This is a genomic window from Nostoc sp. CCY0012, from assembly GCF_963920855.1.
In the GTDB taxonomy this organism is placed as follows: domain Bacteria; phylum Cyanobacteriota; class Cyanobacteriia; order Cyanobacteriales; family Nostocaceae; genus Cyanocohniella.
Genome location: NZ_CAWUDM010000050.1, coordinates 19038 through 43710, shown reverse-complemented (window position 1 = coordinate 43710; position 24673 = coordinate 19038). Strand labels below are relative to the sequence as shown.

The 24673-nt window shown below is 41.0% G+C and carries 16 protein-coding genes and 1 pseudogene; 12 read left to right on the top strand and 5 right to left on the bottom strand.

The genetic code is table 11. The features are described from left to right. Positions 1 to 971, bottom strand: a pseudogene (locus tag ACM0OS_RS16010) (hypothetical protein); the annotation flags it as partial. A gap of 323 nt (positions 972 to 1294) precedes the next feature. On the opposite strand from ACM0OS_RS16010, the gene ACM0OS_RS16005 reads away from it, so the two are divergent. From ACM0OS_RS16005 to ACM0OS_RS15960, 10 genes are all read left to right on the top strand, one after another. Beyond that, complete coding sequence (locus ACM0OS_RS16005; RefSeq protein WP_414544185.1) at positions 1295 to 1594, top strand: hypothetical protein; 300 nt, start codon at positions 1295 to 1297, stop codon at positions 1592 to 1594. Between the two features lie 82 nt (positions 1595 to 1676). Continuing rightward, complete coding sequence (locus ACM0OS_RS16000; protein WP_414544183.1) at positions 1677 to 2534, top strand: Rpn family recombination-promoting nuclease/putative transposase; 858 nt, start codon at positions 1677 to 1679, stop codon at positions 2532 to 2534. Between the two features lie 104 nt (positions 2535 to 2638). Then, on the top strand, positions 2639 to 3472 hold the full coding sequence (gene fghA, locus ACM0OS_RS15995; RefSeq protein WP_414544182.1) for an S-formylglutathione hydrolase: 834 nt from the start codon (positions 2639 to 2641) through the stop codon (positions 3470 to 3472). A gap of 757 nt (positions 3473 to 4229) precedes the next feature. Beyond that, complete coding sequence (gene glgP, locus ACM0OS_RS15990) at positions 4230 to 6443, top strand: alpha-glucan family phosphorylase (RefSeq protein WP_414544181.1); 2214 nt, start codon at positions 4230 to 4232, stop codon at positions 6441 to 6443. A gap of 126 nt (positions 6444 to 6569) precedes the next feature. Next, entirely contained in the window at positions 6570 to 7361 is a 792-nt protein-coding gene (locus tag ACM0OS_RS15985) for a Tab2/Atab2 family RNA-binding protein (protein ID WP_414544180.1), read from the top strand. Continuing rightward, a complete protein-coding gene (locus tag ACM0OS_RS15980) occupies positions 7340 to 7486 on the top strand; it encodes a hypothetical protein (protein WP_414544179.1) in 147 nt (48 codons plus the stop codon). The genes ACM0OS_RS15985 and ACM0OS_RS15980 overlap by 22 nt, the downstream gene beginning before the upstream one ends. Before the next feature lie 366 nt (positions 7487 to 7852). Beyond that, positions 7853 to 8290 carry a response regulator gene (locus tag ACM0OS_RS15975; protein ID WP_414544178.1) on the top strand — a complete coding sequence of 146 codons (438 nt, stop codon included), beginning with the start codon at positions 7853 to 7855 and terminating at the stop codon, positions 8288 to 8290. Between the two features lie 537 nt (positions 8291 to 8827). Next, entirely contained in the window at positions 8828 to 13060 is a 4233-nt protein-coding gene (locus ACM0OS_RS15970) for a chemotaxis protein CheB (protein ID WP_414544177.1), read from the top strand. Positions 13061 to 13372: 312 nt separating this feature from the next. Further along, positions 13373 to 13636, top strand: a complete 264-nt coding sequence (locus ACM0OS_RS15965) for a hypothetical protein (RefSeq protein WP_414544176.1) — start codon at positions 13373 to 13375, stop codon at positions 13634 to 13636. Between the two features lie 100 nt (positions 13637 to 13736). Then, complete coding sequence (locus ACM0OS_RS15960; RefSeq protein WP_414544175.1) at positions 13737 to 13922, top strand: hypothetical protein; 186 nt, start codon at positions 13737 to 13739, stop codon at positions 13920 to 13922. A 596-nt stretch (positions 13923 to 14518) separates the two neighbouring features. Here ACM0OS_RS15960 and ACM0OS_RS15955 read toward each other — a convergent pair. Together ACM0OS_RS15955 and ACM0OS_RS15950 are read right to left on the bottom strand one after the other, a co-directional pair. Beyond that, positions 14519 to 16846, bottom strand: coding sequence for an NACHT domain-containing protein (locus ACM0OS_RS15955; protein ID WP_414544174.1), 2328 nt, complete (start codon positions 16844 to 16846; stop codon positions 14519 to 14521). A gap of 134 nt (positions 16847 to 16980) precedes the next feature. Then, on the bottom strand, positions 16981 to 18168 hold the full coding sequence (locus ACM0OS_RS15950) for a CapA family protein (RefSeq protein WP_414544173.1): 1188 nt from the start codon (positions 18166 to 18168) through the stop codon (positions 16981 to 16983). Between the two features lie 603 nt (positions 18169 to 18771). On the opposite strand from ACM0OS_RS15950, the gene ACM0OS_RS15945 reads away from it, so the two are divergent. Next, a complete protein-coding gene (locus tag ACM0OS_RS15945; protein WP_414544172.1) occupies positions 18772 to 19011 on the top strand; it encodes a four helix bundle protein in 240 nt (79 codons plus the stop codon). Between the two features lie 250 nt (positions 19012 to 19261). Here ACM0OS_RS15945 and ACM0OS_RS15940 read toward each other — a convergent pair whose 3' ends face one another. Further along, a complete protein-coding gene (locus ACM0OS_RS15940; RefSeq protein ID WP_414544171.1) occupies positions 19262 to 22192 on the bottom strand; it encodes an AAA-like domain-containing protein in 2931 nt (976 codons plus the stop codon). A 7-nt stretch (positions 22193 to 22199) separates the two neighbouring features. Next, positions 22200 to 23798 carry an AAA-like domain-containing protein gene (locus ACM0OS_RS15935; protein ID WP_414544170.1) on the bottom strand — a complete coding sequence of 533 codons (1599 nt, stop codon included), beginning with the start codon at positions 23796 to 23798 and terminating at the stop codon, positions 22200 to 22202. A gap of 187 nt (positions 23799 to 23985) precedes the next feature. Between ACM0OS_RS15935 and ACM0OS_RS15930 the strand changes: the two genes are divergently transcribed. Next, positions 23986 to 24669 (top strand): SDR family oxidoreductase, encoded by a 684-nt coding sequence (locus ACM0OS_RS15930; protein WP_414544169.1) that lies wholly within the window; start codon positions 23986 to 23988, stop codon positions 24667 to 24669. Positions 24670 to 24673 lie beyond the last annotated feature (4 nt).

The window sequence follows — 24673 nt, the reverse complement described above, 5'->3', positions numbered from 1 at the left end:
GAATAAGCAGCGATCGCACTTTCAATATTCTCGGCTCGTTCTCCTAATATTCTGTTACCGTAAGCATTCCCCAGATTATTTTGCGTCATTGCCCATTGTTGGGGAAAGGCGCTGCGGGTATAAACTTCCAGTGCAGCAGAATAAGCAGCGATCGCACTTTCAATATTCTCGGCTCGTTCTCCTAATATTCTGTCACCGTAAGCAGCTCCCAGATTATTTTGCGTTGCAGCCCAATCTATAGGAAAGGCGCTGCGGGTTCTAACTTCCAGAGCATAGGTAAAAGCAGCGATCGCCTGTTCAATATTCTCGGCTCGTTCTCCTAATATTCTGTCACGGTAAGCATTTCCCAAATTATTTTGCACCGTTGCCCATTGTTGGGGAAAGGCACTGCGGGTGTAAACAGTTAGGGCGATTTCGTAGCCAGCGATCGCAATTTCCATGTTGCTGGCTTTGCTACCCAAGGGGAACTGCTGAATCAGATTACTAAAATTCCCAATTACTGCGGCGATGAATGTTGCTGTATCTGGTTCCGCTTCTGCTAGGGTATTTGTTGCCCAAAGGCGCAATAATTTTGCAAAAATATGATTGAGCTTATCGGTATTTGCTGCCAGCAATGGGTAAATTACTTGAGCATCGTCGTTGCTGTCTGCTGTTGTTCGTAGTATTTCTATTAAAAATTGCCCATAAATCTCCATAACTTCTGGGGTGAGAGTAGACGTTTCACCACCTGCTGGAGATGTTGCTGGTAAGTCCAGCGCTGCGCTGAGTTGTGTTGCTAGGTTTCTCAGCCAATTTGCCGTATTTTCTTCTCCCTGCTGTGAGTAGTACTCTGTTGCTGCTAACAAAATCTCCAAAAAGCCAGCATCAAGCAATTCTGCATTAGCGGCTAATATCTCTTGTTTTTCTCCATTGGGGCAACTGAGCAGGTCTTGAATTAGCTGATAATAAGCCTGTAGGCGCTGTTCATCCATGAGCAGGTGTGAGATAGACGCATCTTGTTGAAGCTTCCACAGTATTATCCTCAATTTCGGAAAAATTAGGGGATAAATTGAACTCACGCAAAGGCGCAAAGGCGCAAAGAATCTAAGTTCATTCTTGGCAAATTATCCCGCATTTATGCAATGCCCGTTTTACTGAGTTTGGAAGTTGATAAATAGGGATGCAAGTTTTGGGAAACTAATAGTTTACAAGTATAAAATTATACTATATATCAATAAGTATGAGAAAGGCGATCGCCCTTTTGGAAGAGTCCGCGATCGCCTTTCTTTAAACCCCCAACTAGGAGTCAATTATTATCATGGCACAAGTTCAAAAGTTCGTAGACCAGCAAAACCTCACTCAAGTACCACCACAACAGTATTTGAGAAACGAAAGCTTTGATACACCCACCCTCAAGCAATCTACAGTAAAGCCCTTGTCTCAAAGAGAACCGATAAAACATTTATTGATTGGTTCGCCCAAAGCCGTCACCAGTACAATACACTTTTTGCAGGCGATCGGTTATGCAAGCGTCGGCGACTGGAGTCAGTTACTACCAACAGCTAACTCTGGTGAGGTGATGAGTATTTTAATTCGTCAGATTTCAGTTTTATAACTTGCAACCATAACCCCGATTTTCTGTACAAGTCGGGGTTGCATTTCCCTGACAAAAGTAATCAGACAAGAGAGCGATCGCCTTGAGTTACGATAATACTTGCAAATACCTTGCCGAAACCTACCCTGTAGAATTTGCCAGATGGTTACTATCATCCGATACATCTGATATCCAGGTACTCAAAACTGAATTAAACCCAGAACCCATACGCGCTGATGCAGTGATATTGCTGCAAGCCGCCAATCAAATCTTACATTTAGAGTTTCAGACTTCACCTAAATCCACACCCCCCCTTGATTTTCGGATGTTAGATTATTACACCAGATTAAAACGTCAATACTGGTGTGATATTGAACAGGTGTTGATTTTCTTACAACCTACCTCGTCGGAAACTGTATTTAACACGCAATATGTAGATAAAAATACTACCCATAGATATCGGGTGATTCGTTTGTGGGAAGAAGATCCCACATCATTTTTAGCCAACTCTGCACTGTTACCATTGGCGACATTAACCAAAACCAACTCCCCACCAGAGTTATTAGCCCAAGTCGCCGCTAGTGTCGATATGATTGAAGAAGCGGACGAACGACACAATATATCAGCTTGTGTTCAGGTTTTAGCTGGTTTGCGGTTTGAAAAAAGTTTGATTACACAATTTTTTCGAGAGGAAATTATGCAAGAGTCTGTAATTTATCAAGATATTTTGCAAAAGGGATTGCAACAGGGGGAAGAAAGAGGGAAGAAACAAGAGGCGCTACAACTGATTCTGCGTCTTTTGACACGTCGGTTTGGTAATATTCAACCTGATGTAGAACAACAAATTAAAACATTATCCATTACTCAACTAGAGGAATTAGCCGAGGCGTTGTTAGATTTCACTAGCCACAGTGATTTAGTCAATTTCTTAGTAAATCTCTCTCCATCTCCAGCTAACTGAGGAAATAAAGTTTTAGCGAGGCGATCGCTTGTATCCAGGTGAACCTGTAAGTGATAATTTGATGGAATAATAGCGTCAAAGCCTCATATCATCATGCTTGACTCATGACCAACCTCAACCTACTTTCAGAATATCAAAGCTTTGGCGGTAAACTCGGTTTTTACTCTCACGCTTCCTCAACTTGCAATGGTGAAATGCGCTTTGCTGTCTATCAACCACCACAAGCCACTCAACAACCAGTACCCGTACTTTATTTCCTCTCTGGGTTGACTTGCACTGAAGAAAATTTTATGGCAAAGTCGGGGGCGCAACGCTACGCATCTGAGTACGGTTTGATGTTGGTTGCACCAGATACCAGCCCCCGTAATACTGGTATTGCAGGTGAAGATGATGATTGGGATTTTGGTACAGGTGCAGGGTTTTATGTTGACGCTACAGAAAAACCTTGGAGTCAGCACTACCAAATGTATAGTTATGTCGTTGAGGAATTACCTACTTTAATTGCAGCCAACTTTGCCATAGAACCAAAGAAACAAGGTATTTTTGGTCATTCAATGGGAGGACATGGGGCCCTAGTATGTGCCATGCGAAACCCCCAACTATATAAATCTGTATCTGCTTTTGCACCCATCACTGCACCTATGCGTTGTCCTTGGGGACAAAAAGCTTTCAGTCGTTATCTAGGAAGTAATCAAGACACATGGCTTACCTATGATGCTAGTGAATTAATCAAACAAGTGGGATACCACAGTTCTATTTTGATTGACCAAGGTACTGGTGATAAGTTTTTAGCTGAACAGTTATTACCAGAAGTGTTTGAGCAAGCTTGCGCGTCTGTTAACCAGCCTTTAAATTTACGCTACCAAGCAGGCTACGACCATAGTTATTATTTCATTGCTAGTTTTATTGAAGACCATATCCGCCACCATGCGAACTGACAAGTTAGCGCAAGCGATCGCTCTGGCATCAATTAAGTAAGGAATTTAACTTAGGGCAATATTAAACTAATTTAAAAAAATTAAAATAGCTCCAAACGTAACATTGCTTACGGTATTTAGATATAGAAATCCATTATTAGTAATTTAACACCAAATAATTCATAGGAGAATATTTTGAATAAAAATTTATTAGCTTTTGTAGCTAGTACAATTTTTAGCCTAGGAACAGTAATTTTAATTAAAAGGCTTAATCTACCAGTATTTCTGACTTTCAGTGTGGCTATTTATGCTTGCTACACTTTGATAGTTATTGTAACTCTGCTGAATTATATGGCTAAAATGCGGAAACTTAAATAAATTTGGTGACTCAGGGATTGGGCGCACGCTCCACCTTTTAAGTACAATCCCTGAAAGAAGTGTATCAAAAAAATATATTAAACAAAAGTTTTGATTTTAATTGACTATTATTTAGATGTAATGTGAAATTTTGTTTGCTTATAATCAAATTCTAAATAAATTTTAATAATAAAATAAATATTTTAAAATAATGTCAAGTAATTTGATGTATAAAAATATCTAAATTAGCGAGAAACAGGATAATCTCGAACAAGACAGAAACCAAAAAAATGTGATGTCTATAACTTGCTCCTACTTTTAGAGAATAATTTACCAATAAAAAATTAAGTTGAAAGGTAGATTAATTGGGGGCAGATGTTAAGTGAAATAGAGAAAAAATTAACTAAAAGTGTAGATTTGTATGGCTAATAGCAGTGCAATGACAGCAGCAACTCACTTGGCGCAGAAGTTACCTTTGCCCCTCAAAAGATTAGCAGATTTGGCTTATAATTATTGGTGGTGTTGGACAAGCGATCGCATTGCTCTATTCCAAACCATTGACCCCCAAGAATGGGAACGCTGTGGACATAACCCAGTAGCAATTTTAGAGTCCGCAACTTACGAACGCCTCACCCAATTAGCAGAAGATCCACTTTACCTCAAGCAGATTTCCGCCTTAGCCCAAGAGTTTGATACTTACATGGCGCAGCAAGATACTTGGGTAAGTCGCGTAGCCCCCAAAGTTTCGCAAGAACGCCCCATAGCTTATTTTTGCGCCGAATTTGGCATCCATGAATCTCTACCCGTCTACTCTGGCGGCTTGGGTATTTTAGCCGGAGACCACCTGAAATCATCATCAGATTTGGGTGTCCCGATGGTTGCGGTAGGATTATTGTATCGCCAAGGTTACTTTCGGCAACGCTTAAATCGCCAAGGTTGGCAAGAAGATTACTATCTCGATAATCCCTTCCACCGGATGCCCTTAGAGTTAATTACCAATGACCAAGGGGAACCAGTCACCATCCAAATAGAAATTCGCCAACGCCAGGTAAAAGTACAAATTTGGCGCGTACAAGTAGGGCGAGTCAGTTTATATTTACTAGATAGCGATCGCCATGACAATGATCCCATTGACCGTTGGTTAACAGGACATTTGTATGGTGGTAACCTAGAAACCCGCATTGCTCAAGAAGTTGTATTAGGAATTGGTGGTGTCAAGGCTTTAGATGCTTTAGGAATTAAACCTTCCGTCTATCACCTCAACGAAGGACACGCCGCCTTCTGTACCTTAGAAATTGCCAGACTAGAAATTGAGTGCACAGGTAAATCTTTCTACGACATCGAAGCCCAAGTACGTAATAGTTGTGTATTTACCACCCACACCCCTGTCCCCGCCGGACACGATGTGTTCTCTCCCGATTTAATTGACTCGTTCTTTGCCCACTACTGGCCACAACTGGGACTTTCCCGCGAGCAATTTTTGGCATTAGGCGCACGTAGACTCGGTGACCCTTGGGAACCCTTCGGGATGACCGTTTTGGCTTTGCGGATGTGTCGCACCTGTAACGGTGTGAGTGAATTGCACGGTCAAGTTTCCCGCAAAATGTGGACAGTTCTCTTCCCCAACCGGACTGAAGACAAAGTACCCATCGGTTACATTACCAATGGCGTTCATGCACCCACTTGGACTGCACCTTTATTAGCTGACCTATATAATCAATATCTAGGCGCAGACTGGAAAACACGTGCCGTTGACCCCAAAATGTGGGCGAAAGTTGACGACATACCCGATGAAAAACTGTGGTCGCTACATCTCATCCTCAAAGAAAGACTGGTAGCCTACACCCGCTACAAAGTCAAGAAAGCCAGAGAACAACGTGGTGAAGATTACAAACTCATTCAAGCCACAGATAACTTACTTGACCCCAAAATCCTGACAATTGGATTTGCCAGACGTTTCAGCCCTTACAAACGTGGCGATTTAATTTTGCGAGATGCCGAACGAGCATTAAAAATATTTGGTAATGCTCAACGTCCCGTACAAATCATCTTTGCCGGTAAAGCCCACCCAGCAGATGAAGAAGGCAAACGCATCATCCAGCGCTTAATGGAATGGTGCCAAAATTCTGGGATTCTCAACCGAGTCGCTTTTATTGAAGACTACGACATTTACACCGGACAAAAACTAGTGCAAGGTGTCGATGTATGGTTAAACAACCCCCGCCGTCCCTTAGAAGCATCTGGTACCAGTGGGCAAAAAGTCTGCTTCAACGGGGGAATTAATTGCAGCGTCCTAGACGGCTGGTGGTGTGAAGGTTACCAAGCAGGGCCCGACGGTAAAGGCACTAACGGTTGGGCCATAGGAGAAGACGCCCATACTAGCGACCAAGAACTACAAGACCGAATTGATTCGCGATCGCTCTATCAGCTCTTAGAAGAAGAAATCGTACCTCTATACTACGACCAAGATGCCCAAGGTATCCCCCATCGCTGGGTACAAATGATGAAAGCATCAATTAAAACCAATGCCCCTCTATTCAACACAGACAGAATGATAGCCGACTACGTTTCCCAAGTCTATGTACCAGAAATCGCTACCCGTGTGTCACCAATTTTGGCTAAGGTGATAGTGTAAAGCATTTTAAGTTTCCTGGTTAGATATAAGGGGTGGATTATCTGCCCCCTTTTTTTGTAATACTGACACTAATCATACTTTTGCATTCTTCTTTGCGCCTTTGCGCCTTTGCGCGAGGCAAAAAACATGAAAACTTGGCAAGCCGATTTTTATCGTAGTCCACAAAAAGATCCCAATGGACAAATTCTCTGGGAGCTATTGATTTGTGATCCTAATCGTAGCTTCGAGTATACAGCCACCTGCCCCCAGTCAGAAGCCAATGCCACCTGGGTGACAGACCAACTCCAGCTAGCAGCCGAAGAACAATTTCCCCGTGTAATTCAAGTATTTCGCCCCCAGTCCTTGAGTTTAATTCAAGCAGCGGGACGCAACTTAGGCATTAATGTCGAACCCACTCGCCACACCTTGGCATTAAAACAATGGTTGCAAGAAAAGCAATATCCTGTAACTGTAGATAAACCACCCCCAGCACCACTACCAGAAAACCTCTGGGGCGAACAATGGCGTTTTGCAACACTCCCAGCAGGTGAACTCATAGATATATTTGCCCAACGCCCCATTCCTATTTTGTCTGTACCAGAATTTCTCCAACCCATAAATTTGGGTTTAGCATCAACAGTACCCGTCCCTGGTGTAGTCATCTACGGAGGAAAGCAATCAATGCGTTTAGCACGATGGTTAGCACAAGCGCACCCTGTAGCATTGAATTACATAGCTGGTGCGCCAGATGGTTTAATCTTAGAAGCTAGTTTAGCGGATAGGTGGATTGTTGCCACCTTTGAGGATGCAGAAGTAACTGCGGCGGCGCAACTTTATCAACAGCGTCAACAGCAGAGTCAAGGATTACACTTTTTGTTAGTGCAGCCTGATGATTCCGGTATGACTTATAGCGGCTTTTGGTTATTGCGGACAGAGTAACTAATGAGGCGATACGGCTGCTGTCATTGTTAGAAGAGAGCGATCGCACCTGGGCAATTCAATATTTACTTTCTCGCTTCGCTAAGTCTGGTGGAGTGTTGGGGAATTTTACCTTGATTATTTAGATGCGTTCGCCCTACCCCTTCAGGGAAAAGTTATCGCTCATCGGAATAATTTAAATGTTTCTATATCAGAAAGTTTTTCATAAAATATACATATTATATGAAGATATACACTATTAAAACATCTATTCAAACATAAACTATAACAATAGGATGTTATAGTAAACACTGTTAATAAAATTTATGTTTAGTCAGGTCAACTATCGGAATCCGATTTAAAGCTGATTATCATTAAGAGTAATTTAAATACATTGTCTCTGCTATTTTTGTACATACTGATGAGACATTTATTGAACTTCAAGCAAGCACAATAGATGTACAACTTAAGAACATTGCAAAGCTCAATAAAACCTCAATTTTGACACTGTAATGTATATAAATAATAAATTTCCTACTCATCCTTCATTTCTTCAAGGGCTACGAGTACTTCTTGTAGATAATGATGTCAATTTTTGCAAGTCGTTCACGCCGATGTTGCAATCATATGGTGTGAGCGTGCAAGCGGCATTTTTAGGACAAGCTCTAGAAATATTTTTGCAATGGCAACCAGATATCCTCTTAAGTGATATCTCCACGCCAAATCAGGATGGCTATGCTCTGATTCACCAAGTGAGAACACTTACGGGAGAGCGAGGCAAAGTAGTACCAGCGATCGCTCTGACAAGCACTGTAAGAGAAGATATGTATCAACACGCTCTTTTAGCTGGGTTTAGTCTATGCGTTGCTAAACCCGTAGTTGTTGATGATTTTGTGGCTGTACTTGGCATTTTAGCAATTGCTAATAATCCCCATCCTCATGCAAACTAGCTTTAATTAATGTCTTAGATGTAGTAATTTAAGTTGTGAGAATTAATACTATGGGTCATTTATGGATAGGGATAAATATTTTTCAAATACTACTAATTAACTTGATAACCGATAGGATTAATCTCAGGATTTATCACATGAATGACTTAACTCAATTAATTTTGCTTTTGAGTAGCGGAATTATTGGTATTGGATTTATTTTAGCTTCTTACTTCGTGGCAGTGACTTGGATTTAGAAAACTTACATGGTTTATAGTTTATATTTTGGGAATATTAAGACTCCTGTTGGATTGCGGGAAAAAAATCGGCATAACTCGAAAAGTCTGATTCCCTACTACCTGCCTATCGCGCTGGCGCTGCGCTTCTGGGCGAGACGCTTTTCTTTCAGAGACGCTAACGCGAACGCGCACCACCCAAAGCAGCCTTAATTTATTTAATTTATACTCAAACTATTATTAAATAAAGGGCAAGTAAGTAAACTGAATCTAAAATATAAACCTTTAGTTGCTAAACTATTGCGGTACTAAACTTAATCCTATGACATCCGATCAACCCTCTGAACAACCTGTATCTGAATCTACCGCTAATGAAGTGTTCGACGTAGAGCAACAAGACAATAAAGATGTTTTATTTCCCATCGTTGGCATTGCCGCCTCTGCGGGTGGATTAGAGGCATTTACGCAGTTACTCAGCCATTTGCTTACCGATACAGGGATGGCATTTGTGCTGATTCAACACTTAGACCCTAACCACAAGAGTCTATTAAGCGAGATTCTGGCAAGAACAACTAAAATGCCTGTTATTGAAGTGCAAGATGGCATGACTGTAGAACCTAACAAGGTTTACATCATTCCGCCTAACACTAAGATGATGCTGTCTGCTGGAGTGTTGCAACTCACGCCGCGAGAGAAAGTTCAGGGTAAATATATGCCTGGTGATGCGTTCTTTACTTCATTGGCAGCAGATCGAGGGCACAAAGCGATCGCAGTAGTTTTATCTGGGGCGGATGGAGACGGTTCACTGGGGCTGAAGGCAATCAAGGCAGCTGGAGGCGTGACTTTTGCTCAGTGTGAAGACACGGCAAAATTCGATAGTATGCCCAATACTGCTGTTGCTACCGGGAATGTGGATTTTGTGCTACCGCCGCAAAAAATCGCCGAGGAACTGGTAAACCTCAGTCGCAATCCTTTTATTGCTAACTCTTTGCCACCGATCGCAGTTGAGAAGTTGCCCGAACAGGGAGATGCCCTGGCGACTATATTTGTATTACTGCGATCGCAAACTGGCGTTGACTTCAGCCACTACAAGCCCAACACCCTCGATCGCCGCATCCAGCGGCGAATGCTGTTGTATAAACTAGAACGCTTGGAGGATTATGCCCAGTATTTGCAAGAGAATCCGAGTGAAGTCAAGGCACTGTATGAAGAAATTCTGATCCACGTCACCCATTTTTTCCGCGATCCCGAAGCATTTGAAGTGTTGAAAGAGCGAGTCTTTCCTACCATCATCGAAAACAAATCAGCAGAGTTGCCGATTCGGATTTGGGTAGCTGGGTGTTCGACGGGTGAAGAAGTGTATTCCATCGCTATCTCCTTGCTGGAGTTTTTATCAAATAAAGTCACCTCGCCGCCGATCCAAATTTTTGCCACAGACATCAGCGAGATCGCCATTGACAAAGCGAGAACGGGTATTTATGCAGAGAATCAAATGGTGGAAGTCTCATCAGAGAGCCGCCGCAGATTTTTTAATGCCCTTGAGGGCGGTAGATATCAAATTAACAAAGCTGTGCGCGAACTGTGTGTGTTTGCTAGGCAAGACTTGGGCAGCGATCCCCCTTTTTCTAACTTAGATTTAATTAGCTGCCGGAATGTACTGATTTACTTGGACGAAACGTTGCAAAAACGGATATTGCCCATCTTTCATTACAGTCTTAATCCGACTGGCTTCCTGCTGCTAGGGACTTCAGAAAGCACAGGTAAATATTCGGACTGGTTTACTCTAATTGACAAAAAGTATAAAATCTATAACAAAAAGCTAACTGCAATTCGTCCAACCTTTTCGTTCATTACCAGCAATTATCCCATAGTAAAAGTGAACGAATCGAAGCCGACCGATGAGAATCCATCGGATGAGTTTGATTTAGAGAAAAAAACTGACCAACTAATCTTGAATCGCTATGCCCCAGTGGGTGTAGTAATCAACGACAAGATGGACGTGCTGCAATTTCGGGGAGAAATCGATCTCTACCTCAAACTTGTACCGGGTAAACCGAGTCTTAACTTATTCAAAATGGTGCGCGAGGGTTTGCTCATCGAGCTACGCGCCACAATTTATCAGGCACAACGGCAAAAAATTCTCGTTAGAAGAGAAGGGTTACGAATTGAAGAGGGCGATCTGGCAAAAATCATCAATCTTGAGGTGATTCCATTCGACCCTGGGACTGGCGAAGAACTCTACTTTCTGGTTTTATTTGAATCAGCCCCACCCATAATTAACAACCCCAGCACAGTAAATCCTGAGAGCGAAGAGCAGTCAGACTTAGCCCAGGAGATTGTTCAGCTCAGGCTTGAACTTGCAACCGCCATTAAAGAGCGGACTGCAACTCAAGAATATCTGCAAGCGGTGATCCAAGAGCAGGAGCATATCAATCAAGACCTGAAAGTTGCCAATGAAGAAATCCTCTCTAGTAATGAAGAGTTGCAAAGCACCAATGAGGAGCTAGAAACTGCCAAAGAAGAGATTCAAGCAACCAACGAAGAACTCAACACCACTAATGAAGAACTTCGTAGTCGAAATCTGGAATTACACCAAGTTAATAACGATCTCACGAATTTACTTGCCAGTATCAATATTCCCATTTTGATATTGACTTTAGACTTACGGATTCGCCGTTTTACGCCAATGGCGCAGCGACTTTTCAATTTGATTCTCACCGATGCTGGACGACCTTTGAGCGACATCAGAGCAAATCTCGATGTTCCTGAGTTAGAAACTCTAATTTTGGAGGTTCTGGACACACTCAGCATCAAAGAATTAGAAGTCCAAACTCTGGGGGGACATTGGTACAACCTCCGCATCCGTCCTTATCGCACTACAGAAAACAAGATTGACGGTGTAGTGTTGGTGTTAATAGATATTGATGTTCTTAAACGCAGTGCCGCAACCTTAGAACAAGCCCGGAATTACGCTGAAGGGATTGTGGAGACGGTACAAGTGCCGTTAATCGTCCTTGATTCTGATTTCCGGGTGAACAAAGCCAATCGCTCGTTTTATGAAACATTTCAGGTTTCACCATCAGAGACAGCAGAATCTCTGATTTTTGAACTAGGGAATGGTCAATGGAACCTACCCGGACTGCGATCGCGCTTAGAAGATATTCTCGCCAACGATACCAGTATTAACAACTGGGAAGTAGAGCATAGTTTTGAGCGGATTGGGGAGAAAACCATGCTGCTCAATGGTTGGAAAATTATTGAGCAGGGCGAGTCTCAAATGATTTTGCTGGCCATTGAAGATATTAGCGATCGTAAAAATTTAGAGTTAGAGCGATCCGAGCTTCTAGCACAGGAGCAGTCAGCCCGTCAACAGGCGGAAATTGCCAACCGAGCCAAAGATGAATTCCTGTCGAACCTCTCCCATGAACTTCGTAACCCGCTTAATACTATACTGGGCTGGGCGCAACTTTTCCGCACCCGCAATTTAGATTCAGAAGCAATCATTCGTGCCTGGGAAGTGGTGGAGCGGAGTGCTAAGGTGCAAGCTCAGTTAATCGATGATATGCTGGATGTCTCCCGAATTACGAGTGGCAAGCTTCATTTAAATACTCATCTAATCGATCTAGTTTCAGTAGTGAATGCCGCCATTGAGTCTATCGAATTTTCCGCAGAGGCGAAAAGCATTGAAATTGTTTCAGAGTTGAACTCAGCGACGGTTGTCGGAGATTTTGACCGTTTACAGCAAGTTCTGTGGAATTTACTTTCTAATGCCATTAAGTTCACTCCAGCCGGTGGGCGAGTGGCAATTATGCTCGAAGCTGTATCTACTCACGCTGAAATTCGAGTCAGCGACACAGGAATTGGCATCCGGGAAGACTTGCTGCCTTATGTTTTCGATCGCTTCCGCCAAGGAGATTCCAGCAGCAGCAAAACAACTCAGGGACTTGGATTAGGCTTGTCAATTGTCCGTCATCTGATAGAACTTCACGGTGGAACAGTTCAAGCGCAAAGCCCAGGTGAGGGACTAGGAACCACGATCACCGTTAGGCTGCCTCTGCGCTCAATGCCGTTGGAGATTACACCGCCAACTTATTTAGAGCCGAGCGTTTTGTCAGAGACTCTGGACACATTAGATGTTAAAAATGCACCCCTTATCCTTGAAGGTTTATGCATCTTGGCTGTAGACGATCAAGCGGATAGCCGCGACTTAATCAAGTCGATGTTAGAAGACTTCGGGGCTGAAGTAATGGTTGTGACATCGGCAAAGGAAGCGATCGCTGCTTTAACTGAATCTCCTGGCAAATATGATGTGCTTCTAGCAGATATTGGGATGCCAGAGGAGGATGGTTTTTCCCTGATTCGTCAGGTGAGAGCGCTTGAAGCTGAAGTTGGGGGACAAATTCCAGCAGCAGCAATCACTGCCTATGCCACCGAGCAAGAGCGGCAAACGGCAATTGATGCTGGTTTCCAAATGCATCTAGCTAAACCGATAGAGCTTACTCAATTGGTATTGATGATTACGAATTTGAGTGGACGAGGCACAGATAATTCGTAATACTTCGGCTACGCTCAGTACGAGTTCGTAATTCGTAATTGAGGTACAGAGCCACTAATTTTAATTATGAAAAAGTAAAAAATGTGCTGTGTCCAGATCCTCGACAACTTTTACAAAGTCGGGGATTTAATCTTTAATGATTTAGGATTGCCATATCAAATGTTTGAATTACGTATAAATTGCATAATCTACACTTAAAACATTCCAAAGATACAGGTTATATCTTACATTTTTACTTAAAAAGATACATAATATATTTGATTTTTTTTAATAAAACAGAAAGTATCAACTATGAATTGAGGAGTCTTACGCATGACTGCAACCTTCATGAGGAGGCCTAAGTTTCGCAATACCCAATGGGTGAGCTTTGTTGGTGGAGAAGGGATTGTACGGAGCTACACACCTGAATATGGCAGATGGATGTATCTCATTGAGATGGCATTAGGGCTAGAGCCTGACTTTGGCAGAGTTGGTGCAGAAAGTATGATCCTCCTTCCCGAAGCAGATTTGCGGACGACATACAGCAAATTTCAAGCTGGGTGTTGTAAACAATCTAAGTCTCAAACCCCAGCATGAAGGCTGTTTGACTTCTGTTAGCGCAGTGGGGCGTAGTCAATCCTGACTTCTGAAGTCTGCTGTAAGTATGTTTTTGATAAGGAGTATGAGGAGGTGGAAAATGTTTAAATCTACCGATTTAATTCGGGGTAAAATCTACTCTTGCCGAGGGGAACAAATCAAATTTAGCCACCAATCTCGTAATCAGAGATTCTTCTTTGTAAACAGTATTGGTAAGCACTTGATGTTTACATCCGATTTCATTCAGCGAGAAATTTATGAAATCAGAGTACTAGCAGAACGGTAGGGGAAGCTTCATGCAACAAGACAACTCTGATTTAGTCAAACAAATCAAAGACTTCAAAAGTTATAGTGCCTCCTGAGATGAAGTTATCCAAAAATCCAATTTTGACAAACAATTACAGCAAGACTTCAATATCATTAATGCTCATTTAAGCTGATGAGAAATCAAGTACTAAGTAGAACGACTTGAAAAAATCAAACTATGTAAAGTAATGTAACCCATCTTCCGCACCCTAAACTGTCACACAACGAAAAATGGTCGTTTGGGGGTTTGGGATTAGCGATCGCCACCTAAGATTTCGACCTTTTTGTATAAAAAACATCCTAAAATGAATTCAAAAATACGAAATTACCGATTGTGACACCGGGGGGTGCGGAATGTGGGATGTAAATTATTGAAGTTCAGTTCGTAGTCAGGACTTTAGTCCTGATTTGAGAACTAAAGTTCTCACTACAAACCTTTAATTATTTACCCTGTTCTACTTAGTACAGCACGGCGTAAATAGGCATACCATTTGAAATCGTCAAACAGCCTGTTTGATAAGCTTTTTGACCCTTCGACTAAGCTCAGGGTAAACTTTTGACTTCCGCGCAGCGCTACTAGTCTCTAATAAATGCTAGGAGATTTTTAAACCGCTTGGAGAGTTCTTTTCTCGGCAACAACAAACTAGCTTCAATTTGCTGCCGCACAACGCCTGTTACCTCACAGTTGCTATTGAGACAATCGATAAGCAACTGATTGGCATCATAATATTGTTGCAATACTTGCTGTTGCTGTGGGCTGAAGTGCCAGTGATGCTCAATGTTTCGATGCCTGGCGATCGCAGTTTTTAACAGTTCCATCCAGGCAGGATAACTTCTTTGGCACCATGTCTGAAACCTCTCTTTACTTTGTTCTGGATCAGGCAGTAGGTCTTTAAGTTGTTGTAAAGCTTGATGTAAGCCAGCATCTTGAACGATCGCTAAAGTATAACTCAAAGCATCATCGCAGGCATGGACATCGGCAAAATTAGATTTGCAGTCAATAGTGCATTCCATTACTAGGTTATCTAATGCGGCATCTAAAAAAATATCTTGATCGAAGATGCAGAGAAGAGCAAAGTGCGAGATCAGGTGAGGAGTTCGAGCCAGAGCAAGGTAAAACGCGCGAATTGCAGTAGGCTGGGGGGGAGCAGCAAGGGACTTGTGATTTACCCAAGTCAAAAATTTTTGCAAATATGGATCTTCAGCCACTAGTGCATCAACTTTCTGCTTCATCAACAGTACTAGTAAATCTGCACTCCGCAGCATGGCAACCGTTAACAAAAAGATTTCACGCCACCTGGGTTCAGTAATATGACTCACCAGACGTTCTAACGGTTGTTCTAATGTTTGTAAATTATAACTGGCAACGATTTTTCGAGCAGTTAGGTATTCTTGAAACGTCAAATAAGAGAAGGAGAAAATCCCCCGCACTCGTTCTGCTAGTAATCCATGTTGTAACTCTATCGCCTGAAGTACCCCTTCACTATCTAATTGCAATTCCTCTGGTTCCGTCGAAGCATTCGGTAAATCACAGATATAATCGCTAATGTATTGCTCAACAATGCGTTGTTCAAAAAAGTAATTCCCCTGGTCAAATGTGGCGCTAGCAACCTGACTCAGCAACTTCAGATTTTGTGATAAGAAGAAACCTTCGTACGCTTCATCCCGTTCAATTGCTTTAGTTTCATCCCATTTGCCCAGGAGGAGGTCTAAACATTGCTTATAAAACGCAATTTTTTGGTTTGGGAATTTGTTCTGGTGATGAAAAACCCAGCAGACGAGATGCAAAAACAAGGGTGAGACGGCAAGTCTACGAAATTGTAAGTTTTCTGGTAAATCTAGTTTCTGAATAAACTCAATTGCCTGTTCTTGTTGATTCTGGATGTTTGTTGTTGTAAGGGCTGTAAACCACTTCTGAGCAAAAGCAACAATTTGGTCTTGACTAAATGGGGCAATTTCAACATCTGTAAAGCGTCTCAGGTTGAAAGCTTTAGCCGCCGTGCGGCAGGTGACGACAAATATATTCTTTTGATACTTTTCAGAGAATCTGCGAATCTCATTGGCGACACCCTTCCTTTCTTGATGAAGCACTTCATCTAATCCATCCAGCAACACCAACATTCTGCCTGACAACAACAAAGTTTCCAGCACAGATGGATCTGCAATCCCACAGGTAAAGAATTCCTTGCAAATATAGTTGAGTAAATTGAACTCTCCTGCAACTCTCGTTTCGTCGGCAAAATCTTTTAAGGTGACAAAAACAGCAACCCGATTTGCAGCAAATCTACCTCGGTTGCATTGAATCGCCAGATGTTGTAAAAAAGTGGTTTTACCTGCTCCCGGTTTACCCAACACCCGTAGCTTTGAGTAAGTTTGAACTGCCGTGATTCCCGCGATTTCTATTTGAGATACTTCACCTAAACCAAAGCGATCAAATTCTTTGGATGTAAACTTTTGCAAGTCAGCAAACTCTAACCACTGAAAGCTGGCAATCTCCTCCAAAATGTTGACATCTATGTAAATGTCCTCGATTCTAACGGGGCGACTAACATCTAATAACTGCAAAGTGCCGCACTGGTCTTGAATTTTCTCAAAGCGTTGCGATCGCACTTGTTGTACTAGAGCATCAATATCTAAAAATTCAGCAGCACCAAGTTCTTTTGATTCAGAAAATTCTTCTGGAGCATTAGCCGCAATCTCCCGCCAATTCAACGACAACACAGAACAAATTTCTATAAAGATATGACGCTCAATGGGACGCCCACTAAAAAACCGCCAAATTGGTTGGCGAGTCTTTAAGTTAACTTCAAAAGCCAAATTTTCTTGTGTCCACCCCTTATAAGCAAACGCTTTTTTAGCTTGTTGAATTCCGGCGAATGATGCTTGGAGCGATCGCTTGACCATAGGAGCTTACACACATCAAATAAGAATTCTTCAAGTTGACATTATTGCAACATCCAGTTTTGGAACTACTTAGAAACTATTTGAGTTTTATAAAGTGCTGTCGCTGTTATTGTACCACTCCTTACCTTTGCTCTTTAATTCGCAACACTGGCATTATTGTTGAGCAACACAATTTCCCCTGCATTGTTAATTTTAATGGGCCCAACAAGATGTTGATTCTGATTCAATTCCCGCAAAAGTCCCACAGTGCGAAAACGTTGATCGATTTCGGGGATTCCTTGGCGATTTAAATGCACTGGGATAATTTTACTTGCCACTAAATCTCCCTGGGCGCTCAGTTGTACTTCTAAAATCATTGAGTATGCAGTCTGAGCAGTTGTGGATAATGTCCGATATCCCAGAAAATTACCTAAAGAATAAGCTATGAGTTTTCCTTTATACATTTCCATCGCTCTGGGAACATGAGGGCCATGTCCTAATACTAAGTCGGCTCCAGCATCAACCATTTTCCGGGCAAACTCGATGGAATTACCTCGGTTTTCACCGTAGAAATATTCAGTTTGATTTTTAACATGCAGTGCTGCTGTTCCTTCCGCTCCAGCGTGCATAGATACTACAACAATCTTGGCGTTCTTTTTAGCTTCTGCTATAAGTGCCTGTGCTGCCGCCAGATTATGCATAGAATTATACATATCATAGGGAGCAAATCCGATCAAGGCGATCGCAGTATTATTAGCTTCTAAATAGAGAATTTGATTTTTATGACCTAGTGTGGCGATACCAACATCTTTGAGGTTTTTTACTGTATCTTGGAAACCCACCGTACCAAAGTCCATTGCATGGTTATTTGCTATGTGGAAGACATTAAACCCCACTTCAGCAAATAGCGCCGCATAAGTGGGTGGGGAGCGAAAGGCAAAAACTTGTCCCCGACTAATATCTTTGGCAGTGTAAGGATGGTTGGTTAAAGTACTTTCCAAGTTACCCAGCAAAATATCGGCTCCTTGCAGGTGACTTCTCAAAGACTGTGGCAATAATTTATGCTTAGATTGAGGCAATCTATAATCAGGGAAGTTAGTTCCAGGAATAATATCCCCAACAGCTTTAATGGTGATGGTGTCTAGAAAAGTTTCCTCTTCTCCTAATGGTGGCTTGGGTTCGGGTACAGCAAAGGGAAATGAATCGGGTTCGGTGAATGTAGTAGCAGCATCTGAAGGTTGCAGTTGTCCAAAGCGAATAAATATACCAATACCAATGCCAAGAACAAAACAACCACTAATAAATCCCAATGAGCATAACTGCACAAACCTCTTACTTGCCATCGTTCACTCCTCACACAATGGCATTAGTTTAGCCTAAATCTCAGTATTTTCGGTATTTTTTACGTGTTTGATAGAACAATTTCAACTCGTTGAGTTACGGGGTTTAATCTGATTGCTATTTGAAAAATTAAGCTTTTAAAGTCTCTCTCCTTGCAGGCTAAAGTGTACACACATCTTTGTGCTGCGTACAAAATGTAGATTGATCCCCCTAAATCCCCCTTAAAAAGGGGGACTTTAAGAAATTTTCCCCCCTTTTGAAGGGGGGCTAGGGGGGATCGAAACGCTGTTAGGCAACTTGATAAGACTTGTGTGTACACCGTAGCTTTTGAAGGGGGGCTAGGGGGGATCACAATCTACTTTTCTACTTTATGTCTCGCCCTAAACGTAACTTGCAATCAGGATTTAGCTACCACATAGCCCCGTTGGGGAAGTCAAAAGTCAAAAGTCAAAAGTCAAAAATAATACTTGAGCTTTGGTATAGTTTTGAGTAAGCTGTTAAGCATTTAATTTGCACATTGAGTCCACAGGGAAGCAGGGGGCAAGGTAGAGGGTTTGCAGCTTTTACCAGCATGAAAATAATGCAATTTAAATGACGACTCGCTTATGAGTAATTACATCCCAATTCCTGATAGAGCTTTTGAATTTGCTGTTAGAATAACGAAACTTTGTTCCTATTTAGATCAACAACAGGGTACACCCAGATTATTAGCTAATCAGTTATTTAGGTCGGGAACTTCAATAGGCGCAAATATTGAAGAATCTCGTTCTGCCGAGAGTGATAAGGATTTTATCAGCAAACAATCAATAGCTCTTAAAGAAGCAAAAGAAACGAGATACTGGTAAAGCTTTTAGTTAAGTCAGAGATAATGCCTGAAGATAAAATAGTAAGCCTTTTAAATGAATGCGAACAGTTAATTAAGATTATTACTAAATCAATCGTAACGACTAAAGGAAAGCTAAAAAAATAAACTTTTGACTTTTGACTTTTGATTTCCCCGAAGGGGCTGCCAGGTATCGGAATTGTGAAATACTGATTATTGCGTGGAAAAGGAGGCTGTGACAAATGTTTACACTAGTCGGAAAGCTTTATATGTTACACTTTACAAGTCGCAGCGTGAGAGAAGAACAAATATAAAAAAATAGGAAATATCGAATCACTGTTTATATTTAATTTAAAATAACTTCCAGGATGCCAGGATGGTAGGCTACCCCCATATCTTATTGGGTTATCTTTTATACCCCTCATCAGATCCACATAACTCACAAATTCGCCTCTTGAGCTTCTGGTTTCATTTCCTTTGTTCTCATCATACCATCCTACTGCCTTGGCAAACTTCAGATAATTTTCTGTATCTTCGCTAGTCCAATCTGCTAGTTGGACACCCAGCCTGTTTCCGGTATTAATCCATATTTCCTTTTGCACACTAAAGCCAAAACGTTGGTTTGAATTGCTCACCCAAAGTTGGTCTATTTTTCGTAGGTCTGGACAAGAAAAGTTATTATTTTGTTCTAAATCAAAAAATCCGTCTTCTTCCCTTCTAGCAATATTGAGCATGAGCCGGTCTGTTTGTCGGTCTGCGGCTTCCCAATTGTTTGCCTTTAAAAAATATTCAAGTTGAGCATATAAATGTTTAGTAAGGGATGCTTCCACCTCTTTTTTTAACGATTCTTCTGTATTATTTTGAGAAACTAGCTTGATTAGCTCTCGATGAACAGCTTCAATATTTTCGGCTGTAATCAACTGATTCTCTTTAGTAAAATCAGTTTTATTTGGATAATTATTTAAAAGATCAAATGCCGTCTTATAAGATTTTATTGCTTCATTATATTTTTTATCGTTATGTAATAAGCCACCTTGATATCTATAAAATAAGACTTGAGTTTGTAGGTGCTGCTCATCAGCATTTAATTTATTTTTATCTATTTTAGCTAGATAATCATTGCTTTTTTCACTTGCTGACTTCGCCTTATTCCAGTTTTCTAATCTTTGATACGCTTGTGACTTAGCAGCAAATAACAATGTTTGTTTAAGGTGATGATTTTCCTCAATATTAAATGACAGTGCAGCTAATCTTAAAGCTTCATCTGAATCTGATGAATTTTGATTTTGCCTTAATTCTCCAGCTAGTTGCACAAGGTTTCTCACAGTTTCAACTTCGCTTTGAGCTTCTTCATTTTTGGCACTGATTTGATTTAATTCAGTTTCTTTATTTGTCAATTTTGCCAAAATCTCTGATTCTTGTTTTTGCGCCAGACTAAGCTGATTAGTAGTATCAGATAGTTCCTGATTTCTCGTATTTAAATCACTCTGTGCTGTCTCTAAATTCCGTTTTGCTGTTTGAGCATCTTCCTCAAATTTCATCGCACTTTGTTTAGCAATTTGTTCTTGCTGCTGTGCATCTATAGCAGTTTTTTCAGATGCTACTATTTTTTTTCGTGCTAATTCTTCATTTTCTCTAGCTTTCTTTTCTTGTTCCTTGGCTTGTTCAGCACTCACTTTCGCCTTGCGTTCATTGTCCTGTGCAGTTTCAGCATTTTTTCGGGCTTCATTAACGTTAGCATTTGCACTTTTCACTTGCTGTCTTGACAACAGCCCCACAATTCCTGCACCCAGAACTGCTAAAACCAAAATCACAACTCCAATACTAATTCGTTGTTGAGCTTTCTTATTAGCCTGACTCAGTAATTGATTTCTGGCTTCCGCCGCTTCCCTATCTTTCCTTTCTCTTTCCAAAGCTGCTTCTTTTTCCTTAGCAGCAATTTCTTCCTGAATTTCCTTCTCTTTACTCGCTGCTAAAAACTGTTTATCCTGATAACTTAAATTCTTATCCTTCGCCCATGCTTCCGCTTCTTCTAATGCTTTTCCTCGCAGCAGTCTTGAGTCATCAACACCGCCAGAAGCTACCCAAAAGCGAAAACTCTCAGCATATGGACGCAGATTTTTTAATTGATTTTCAATCCAATTTCCTGTAAATATTTCCCGATAAATTTGGTTATAAATTTTCAGCTTACCTTGCTGTCTCACCACTAAGCCAGAAAGCTGTAATTCACTTTGCTCTAATGTATCATCTGCTGTTACCTCAGATTTTTCCTCACTCAGCCGCACTTGTTGATACAGTTCTAATAAATATCCCGCCCGTTGTTCATCTCTAAGAATCCTGGCTTGAATCGTGCGTAAATGCTCAGGTTCATCTTGCGATTCCCAATTTTCAATAATCCGTGACTTGACAACTTCTGCAACAGAGCGAGGATTTTCTTGTTCCGATTCTTCCACCATAAACTGACACAGTTTTTGCGTCAAAAATGGTTGTCCCCCCGTCCACTGCAAAATTTCCTGCATTATCTCTTGGGGATGACTAAATTTACCACGCAAACCTGTTTCTAATGGTTCCGCTTCATGTAATTGAAAACCCTTGAGGCTGATAGCTTGACCAATATTAAACGGAGTACGCTGTTTATCTTCAATTAAATTGCTAGGTGATGCCACCCCCAATAAACAAAAAGTGAGACGATTGTATTCAGGATTATCAACACGTTTATTATAACAAGCACGAATTAAAGCAAAAAAGTCATCTGTAGGAAAATTCAGACTCAGAACACTATCAATTTCATCAATAAAAATAACGATATTTTCTCGAACTTCAACAAGTAATACTTCTTCAATAAACTTGCGAAATCGTGTGACTAATGAATTTAACTGATTCGCCTCCCACCAATCACCAAAATCTAAATCTACTGCAAAACTATCAATGAGGGTGTCAATTAAATCTGCATACCATTGTTCAGGCGGGACATTCTGAATACCACCCGCAGAAAGGTCAATTGCAGCACACTGTACACCATCTTCTCTCAATCGCTGCATAGTTCGCACACGCAAGCTAGATTTTCCACTTTGGCGCGAATTTAATACATAACAAAATTTTCCCGCTGTCAATCCTGCATATAAATCAGCATCAGCTTCTCGCGTGACGTAGGTACTGGCATTTTCCGGTAGACTTCCAGAGAATATGTATTGGTCAACCATGATTTACCTACCCCAAATGAGTTGAGAAGTACTGACGATATAAATCACAACTAGGAACACAATCATTACTGGAATGTTTTACCAAACCCAAACTATGCAACTTGAATGCAACCTCAGTATCTAGCCTAACTGGTGCATTCGCCATTACTACTTGTTTATACCCTAACTCAAGCTGAGAATTATGTTGTAAATGCCACAATTGTTGTCGTAAATGGTCGCTGAAAATGCCCTGTTCTGTTGGTGCTAGTTTTAACAGTTCTTCTAGGGTGACTTGTTGACTTTTCAGTTGGGTGATAGCCTGCTGTATTAAATAAGGATGTCCTCCTACTAACGCCATCAACTGCATTAAGCTTTGTTCTCCCAAAAGCCTTAACTCATTTTGCTGGGCGAGTTCTGATACTTGTTGCAGTGTAAATTCAGGTAAATCAATTGCTGTTCCCACATTAAAAGGTGAGTGATTAGTGTCTAGGGAAGGATAAGCTTCAGTAGAGTGAACTACCACTAACCGCAGTTTCTTCCAAATATTCCCAATCTTGTCTCCTTGTTTTGCAGTTTCATACCACCCACGTAGTAATAAGCAGAATTGGGGAAAAATATTTGGATAATCAAACAGTCTTTCAAAATTATCTATGGCTAAAACTAGAGGAGTATCGGTAATGGATAATAAATATTTTTGAAAATAACGAGTACAGTTTTTATTGATACCAAAAATGTCTTGCCAATGTTTATCCAGTTTTGGTTCTAAATCTAAACTGTCAGCAACCTCAATACACAACCATTGCAAAAATGTTTTTAAGTTATCCAGAATATCAATATCAGCCAGTTGCAAATCTATTTTTGCTGTTTGATAACCCTGTTGTCTCGCATAATCTAGTATTTTTTCCAGCAGTAATGTCTTACCCATTTTTTGCGGTGCTTTAATGCGAATTAACGCCCCCGGTTGGATAATTGCTTGATAACATTTAGCTTCAATGGGTGGACGTTCAATATATATTATCCTTGAGTCATGTGGAGGATTTGATAATGCTGTTTCTCTTTTAGTAATTAATTGAGGTGTCAGGTTTTCTGCTATCCCGGCAATACGTATCAAATTGCAACCTAATTTATAAGCAAACTCATAGCCTTTATTTGCACCCAGTCCATCATAAAAACCCACAGCAAATTCAATTGCTGCTCTATCACCAATTGCTTGATTCATGCCTATAACATGATTAATATGTTGTGCTATTTCTTGGGCTTGGCATTGAGAGTAACAAGCATTTAAAACTACACATTCTACTTGTTCGGAAAATAGTTGAAATAATCCTGCTAAGGCTTCTGCATCAACGAATTTTACTTGACCTGATTCATCTTCAAATAGTAAGCCTTCTTCTCCTGCTCCATGTCCGGAAAAGTGAATGATATGTGGTTCGTGTTCTAAAATTGCTCTGTGGATATCCCGATAACGTACTGCTGGTGCTACAGCTATTGCATATTGCTCTCGATTCTTTGACCTTTTTAGACCCTCCTGGATTTCCCTCATTTCTTCATCTAGGCGCAGATATTTACTGCCTATGGGATTGGCAGCTAAAAGTAGTATTCTCTTAATGGAATTACTATTAATCATTGATTGTGACTGGTGTGGCTCAAGAGCAATCTCAGACTATCAGGCTAGTTGAGATTTTATTATTGATACATCTTGAGTATGCGCTTTTACGGAATTTAGCGCAATATACTTAGTTCACTTTGAGGACTAAAGTCCTCACTACAAACCTTTAATTATTTACGCCGTCCTACTTAGATTTTAGGTAAGTATGAACAAGCTCATTTTAATTACAGGCATCAGTAAAGGTTTAGGTTACGCTATGACCGAGCGTTTTATTCAAGAAGGTCATACTATTATTGGTTGCGCTCGTTCATCAGCAGCTATCGAGGAACTACGTCAGAAGTTTAGCGAGCCAAACGATTTCACCGCTGTAGATGTAGCAAATGAACAGCAAGTAGAAAAATGGGCAAAACACGTACTCAACAAATATCAACCACCAGATATACTCATTAACAACGCAGCAATTGTTAATTACCCAGCACCTTTATGGCAAGTACCCTCTAATGAATTTTCCCAGTTGATTGATATTAATATTAAAGGAGTAGTGAATATCATTCGCCATTTTGTTCCAGCAATGGTAAAAAACAAGCGTGGTATTATTGTCAACTTCAGTTCTGGTTGGGGACGCTCTACTTCTCCTGAAGTGGCACCATATTGCGCTTCCAAGTGGGCAATTGAAGGATTAACTCGTTCTCTAGCAGAAGAACTTCCTGCTGGTATGGCAGCTATTCCTCTTAATCCAGGGATTATTCATACTGATATGCTCACTATTAGCTTTGGGGAAGAAGCGTCCAATTATACCCCTGTGTCTGAATGGGTATTGAAAGCTGTGCCATTTATACTAAAATTGAAAACCACTGATAATGGTATTCCCCTAACTGTCCACATATAAGAGT